The 5,342-nt window shown below is 71.8% G+C and carries 4 protein-coding genes; 2 read left to right on the top strand and 2 right to left on the bottom strand.

What is annotated here, in order from left to right; genetic code table 11:
- Window positions 1-130: sigma 54 modulation/S30EA ribosomal C-terminal domain-containing protein (locus tag AB0I76_RS21650; RefSeq protein WP_357038280.1), on the top strand; the 130-nt coding region annotated here is incomplete at its 5' end.
- Window positions 131-187: 57 nt separating this feature from the next.
- Here AB0I76_RS21650 and AB0I76_RS21645 read toward each other — a convergent pair.
- Complete coding sequence (locus tag AB0I76_RS21645; protein ID WP_357038277.1) at window positions 188-1,297, bottom strand: GNAT family N-acetyltransferase; 1,110 nt, start codon at window positions 1,295-1,297, stop codon at window positions 188-190.
- Window positions 1,294-2,436 (bottom strand): GNAT family N-acetyltransferase, encoded by a 1,143-nt coding sequence (locus AB0I76_RS21640; RefSeq protein ID WP_357038273.1) that lies wholly within the window; start codon window positions 2,434-2,436, stop codon window positions 1,294-1,296. The genes AB0I76_RS21645 and AB0I76_RS21640 overlap by 4 nt, the downstream gene beginning before the upstream one ends.
- Window positions 2,437-2,605: 169 nt before the next feature.
- Between AB0I76_RS21640 and secA the strand changes: the two genes are divergently transcribed.
- The coding region (gene secA, locus AB0I76_RS21635) for a preprotein translocase subunit SecA (RefSeq protein ID WP_357038270.1) at window positions 2,606-5,342 on the top strand (2,737 nt) is incomplete at its 3' end.

Below are 5,342 nucleotides of genomic sequence, written 5' to 3'. Positions count from 1 at the left end.
CGACGCGCTGTTCGAGATGGAGCTCGTGGGCCACGACTTCTACCTGTTCCACGACAAGGAGTCGGGGCGGCCGAGCGTCGTCTACCGGCGCCACGCCTACGACTACGGGATCATCTCGCTCGCGATCTGACCCGGCCGACCGTGGTGGCGGCCCTCGCCGCCACCACGGTCGTTCCCGCGTCACGCGTCAGCGCAACTCCTCGGGGAGCAGGCCGAAGACCAGGTCGTCGACCCGGGTTCCGTCCAGGCCGGGCAGCCGTCCGCGCAGCAGCCCCTCCCGGCGGAAGCCGACGTTCTCCAGCACCCGGTGCGAGGCGGTGTTGGTGGGCATGGTGCCGGCGACCAGCCGGGCCATCCCCGCCGGCCCGAACGCCCAGCCGGCGAGCAGGCGGACCGCGCGCGTGGCGTACCCGCGACCACGCCAGGCGGGCAGCAGGGCGTAGCCGACCATGCCCTCGCCGAACGCCGGCTCGGTGACCGACAGGCCGCAACTGCCCGCCGGCTCGCCGGTCGCCGCGTCGAGGATCAGCAGGCGGGCGATGGTCCCGGTCAGCCATGCGCTGCCCGCCAGTGCGCAGCGCCGCTCGATCGCCTCCCGCGTCGGCGGCACCGGGGGTGGCTGGTTCGCCACCACCTCGGGGCGGCTGTGCAGCCGGAACATCAGATCCGCGTCGTCCGGGCCCAGCGGGCGCAGGGCCACCACGCCGTCGGTGAGCCGGCCGTCGGGCAGGTCGGGCAGCGCGCGCGGCGCCGGGCCGGGCGGGTCGTCGGCGAGGCGCACCCAGGCGATCAGGTCGGTCCGGCCACCGTCGCGGGTCGGGCCGGCCGCCCGGCGGACGCCCTCGTGGCGGAAGCCGGCGGCGAGCGCCACCCGCTGGCTGGCGGTGTTCTCCGAGTGGGTGAACAGCTCCAGGCGGGCGATGCCGGTGGCGACGGCGTGCTCCGCGAGCGCGCGGGTGGCCGCGGTGGCCACGCCCCGGCCCCGCGCCCACGGCGCGACCCAGTAGCCGATCTCGGCCTGCGACCGGTACGCCACGAGGCGGCCCAGCCCCACACCACCGAGCAGCCGGTCGGTGGCCGGGTCGGCGATCACGTACGCGGCACCGCCGGCGGCCCAGGCAGCGGGCGCGCCCTCGGTGATCCACCTGCGGGCGTCCGCCTCGGTGTACGGCGACGGCAGACCCGGCAGGAACCGCTGGGTCAGCGGGTCGTCGCAGCCGGCGGCGGCGTCGGCTGCGTCCTCGGCGCGGTACGGCCGCAGCCGCACGCCGTGCGCCTCGACGATGTCCGGCGTCATGCCAGGTCCTCCGCGAGCAGCCCGCCGATCCACGCGTCGACGCGGGTACCGCGGTGGGTGAGCGCGCCCCGGGCGGTGCCCTCGACGGTGAAGCCGGCCTTCTCGGCGGCCCGCCGGGAGGCGGTGTTGCCGACGTTGGCCCGCCACTCGACGCGGGTCAGGCCCAGCGTGGCGAAGCCCCAGGTGGTGAGCGCGCCCAGCGCGGCCGGCAGGTAGCCGCGGCCACGTGCCCACGGTGCCGTGAAGAAGCCCACGTCGGCCAGGAGCGGGTCGGTGGGGTGCAGCCGCAGGTCGATCGTGCCCGCGAAGCGGTCGTCGGGATCGGCGACGGCGAAGCAGGCGCTGCTGCCCGCGGCCCAGGCGCCGCGCCCGTAGGCCAGGTACCACTCGGCGTCGGCGTGGTCGTACGGGTCCGGCACGGTCGTCCAGCGGATGGTCTCCGGGTCGCGGCAGGCGATCACCACGTCGTCGAGGTCCCGCTCCTCCAGGGGGCGTAGCCGCAGCTCACCGTCGGCTGTGGTGGCGAAGAGGGTGGGCTGGGGGCGGCCGAGGACCGCGGCCCGGCGGGCGTCCAGGGTGCCCGGCCCGGCCGGTCCGACCTCGCCGGGGCCGGGGACCTCGCCGGGCAGCAGCGAGCCGATCCAGCCGTCCCGGCCGCTGTCGGGGAGGCGGAGCCGTCCCTCGACGCGGAAGCCGGTGCGCAGGGCGACGAGGCGGGAGGCGTGGTTGCCGACCTCGGCCCGCCAGATCAGCTGGCGCAGCTTGAGCGTGTCGAAGGCCCAGCGGGCGACCGCCCGGGCGGCCCGGACGGTGACGTTCCGGCCTCGCGCCCACGGTGCCGTCCAGTACCCGATCTCGCCGCTGCCGGTGCCCGCGTCGATCGTGACCAGGCCGCAGGAGCCGAGCAGGTCGCCGGTGGCCGGGTCGCAGACGGCGAACGGCGCTCCGGTGCCCCGCGCCCATGCCTGGCCGGAGATGTCGGTGACGAAACCGTGGGCGTGTTCCGGCAGGTACGGGCGCGGTACGGTGGTCCATCGCTGGATGTCCGGGTCCTGGCAGGCGCGGAGGACCGCCTCGGCGTCGGTCGCCCGCCACGGCCGCAGAAGCACGCCGTCTTCGATGATCTCCACAGGCTCCATCCGTGCATGGTGCCGGATCGTTCGCCTACGGCGTAACCGGATTAGCGCGTGATTGGCGGGCGGTACGAGCTTTATGTCGGGTTGACCCGCTCCGACCGCCGCCACCAGTGACCATCGCGCCGATGGAGCGCCTACGATGGTTCGAGACTGTCTAGGGGAGCGTTGATCCGTGTCGATTCTGGAAAAGGTCCTTCGCGCCGGCGAGGGCCGCATGGTGCGCCGGCTGAAGGCGATCGCCGCCGCCGTCAACTCGATCGAGGACGACTACGTCAACCTCACCGACGCCGAGCTTGCCGGCATGACCGAGCACTTCAAGGAGCGGCTCGCCGACGGTGAGACCCTCGACGACCTGCTGCCGGAGGCGTTCGCGGTGTGCCGCGAGGCGGCCGCCCGGGTGCTCGGCCAGCGCCCGTACGACGTCCAGGTCATGGGCGGCGCGGCGCTGCACTTCGGCAACATCGCCGAGATGAAGACCGGTGAGGGCAAGACCCTGACGTCGGTCATGCCGGTCTACCTGAACGCCCTGTCCGGCAAGGGCGTGCACGTGATCACGGTCAACGACTACCTGGCCCAGCGTGACGCCGCCTGGATGGGCCGGGTGCACGAGTTCCTCGGCCTCACCGTCGGTGTGGTGCTGCCCAACCGGCCGTCGGTGGAGCACCGGGCCGCGTACGAGTGCGACATCACCTACGGCACCAACAACGAGTTCGGCTTCGACTACCTGCGCGACAACATGGCGTGGTCGAAGGAGGAGCTGGTCCAGCGCGGCCACAACTTCGCGGTCGTCGACGAGGTCGACTCGATCCTCATCGACGAGGCCCGCACCCCGCTGATCATCTCCGGCCCGGCCGAGCACTCCGCCCGCTGGTACGGCGAGTTCGCCGGCGTGGTCGCCCGTCTCCAGGCCGGCAAGGACGGCGAGGGCGACTACGAGGTCGACCACTCGAAGCGCACCATCGCGGTCACCGAGCGGGGCGTGGCGAAGGTCGAGGACCGGCTCGGCATCGACAACCTCTACGAGTCGGTGAACACCCCGCTCGTCGGGTACCTGAACAACGCGATCAAGGCCAAGGAGCTCTACAAGCGCGACAAGGACTACATCGTCAGCGACGGCGAGGTCCTGATCGTCGACGAGTTCACCGGTCGCATCCTGCACGGGCGCCGCTACAACGAGGGCATGCACCAGGCGATCGAGGCCAAGGAGGGGGTGGAGATCAAGCAGGAGAACCAGACCCTCGCCACGATCACCCTCCAGAACTACTTCCGCCTCTACGAGAAGCTGTCCGGCATGACCGGTACGGCCCAGACCGAGGCGGGCGAGTTCAACAAGGTCTACAAGGTCGGGGTCGTGACCATTCCGACCCACCGTCCGATGGTCCGCCAGGACCGCCCGGACGTGATCTACAAGACCGAGAAGGCCAAGTTCAACGCCGTCGTCGAGGACATCGCCGAGCGGCACGCGGCGGGCCAGCCGGTGCTCGTCGGCACCGTCTCGGTGGAGAACTCGGAGATCCTCTCCCAGTTGCTGCGTCGGCGCGGCATTCCGCACTCGGTCCTGAACGCGAAGTTCCACGCGCGTGAGGCCGAGATCGTCGCCCAGGCCGGCCGCAAGGGCGCGGTCACCGTCGCCACCAACATGGCCGGCCGCGGCACCGACATCCTGCTCGGCGGCAATCCCGAGTTCCTCGCCGCGAACGAGCTGCGCCAGCGCGGCCTCGACCCGATCGAGCACGAGGAGGAGTACGCCAAGGCGATGGAGGAGGTCCTGCCCCAGTGGAAGCAGGCCTGCGACGCCGAGGCGGACGAGGTGGCCACCGCCGGCGGCCTCTACGTGCTGGGCACCGAGCGGCACGAGTCGCGCCGCATCGACAACCAGCTGCGGGGTCGTTCCGGCCGGCAGGGTGACCCAGGTGAGTCCCGGTTCTACCTCTCGCTTCAGGACGAGCTGATGAAGCGCTTCCGCTCCGGGGCGGTCGAGGCGGTCATGGAGCGCTTCAACATCCCGGAGGACGTGCCCATCGAGTCGAAGATGGTCACCAAGCAGATCAAGAGCGCGCAGGCCCAGATCGAGGGCCAGAACGCCGAGATCCGGAAGAACGTCCTCAAGTACGACGAGGTCATGAACAAGCAGCGCCAGGTGATCTATGCCGAGCGGCTGCGGGTGCTCAACGGCGAAGACCTGTCGGACCAGGTCCGCAACATGATCGACGACGTCGTCGGCGCGTACGTCCAGGGCGCCACCTCGGACGGGTACGCCGAGGACTGGGACCTGGAGCAGCTCTGGACCAGCCTCAAGCAGCTCTACCCGGTCGGCATCACCATCGAGGAGATGGAGGAGGAGGCCGGTGGCTCGCGCAGCGGCATCGACGCCGACTTCCTGCTCTCCCGCCTGAGGGAGGACGCGCACACCGCGTACGACCGCCGTGAGGAGCAGCTCGGCGAGGAGGGCACCCGGCAGCTGGAGCGGATGGTCCTGCTCCAGGTGATCGACCGGAAGTGGCGCGAGCACCTCTACGAGATGGACTACCTGCAGGAGGGCATCAGCCTGCGGGCGTACGCGCAGCGCGACCCGGTGGTCGAGTACCAGCGCGAGGGCTTCGACATGTTCGCCACCATGATGGACGGCATCAAGGAGGAGACGGTCGGCTTCCTCTACAACCTGGAGGTGCAGGTCCAGGAGCCGGAGCCGGAGGCCGAGCAGGTCACGCTCCTCGACAAGCCGGTCGAGATCCGGGCCAAGGGCCTCGACCGGGCGCCGCAGCCGCAGGGCCTGCAGTACTCTGCGCCGACGATCGACGGCGAGGCCGGCGCGGGTGCGGTGGCCCTGGAGCGTCAGGACGAGTCCGCCCCGGCGCTCGGTGTGGGCCGTCCCGACCCGGCCGCCCCGGCGGCACCGGGCCGCACGG

It is taken from the genome of Micromonospora sp. NPDC049799, assembly GCF_040656655.1.
GTDB lineage: Bacteria > Actinomycetota > Actinomycetes > Mycobacteriales > Micromonosporaceae > Micromonospora.
This window is presented reverse-complemented; position numbering and strand designations above follow the sequence as displayed.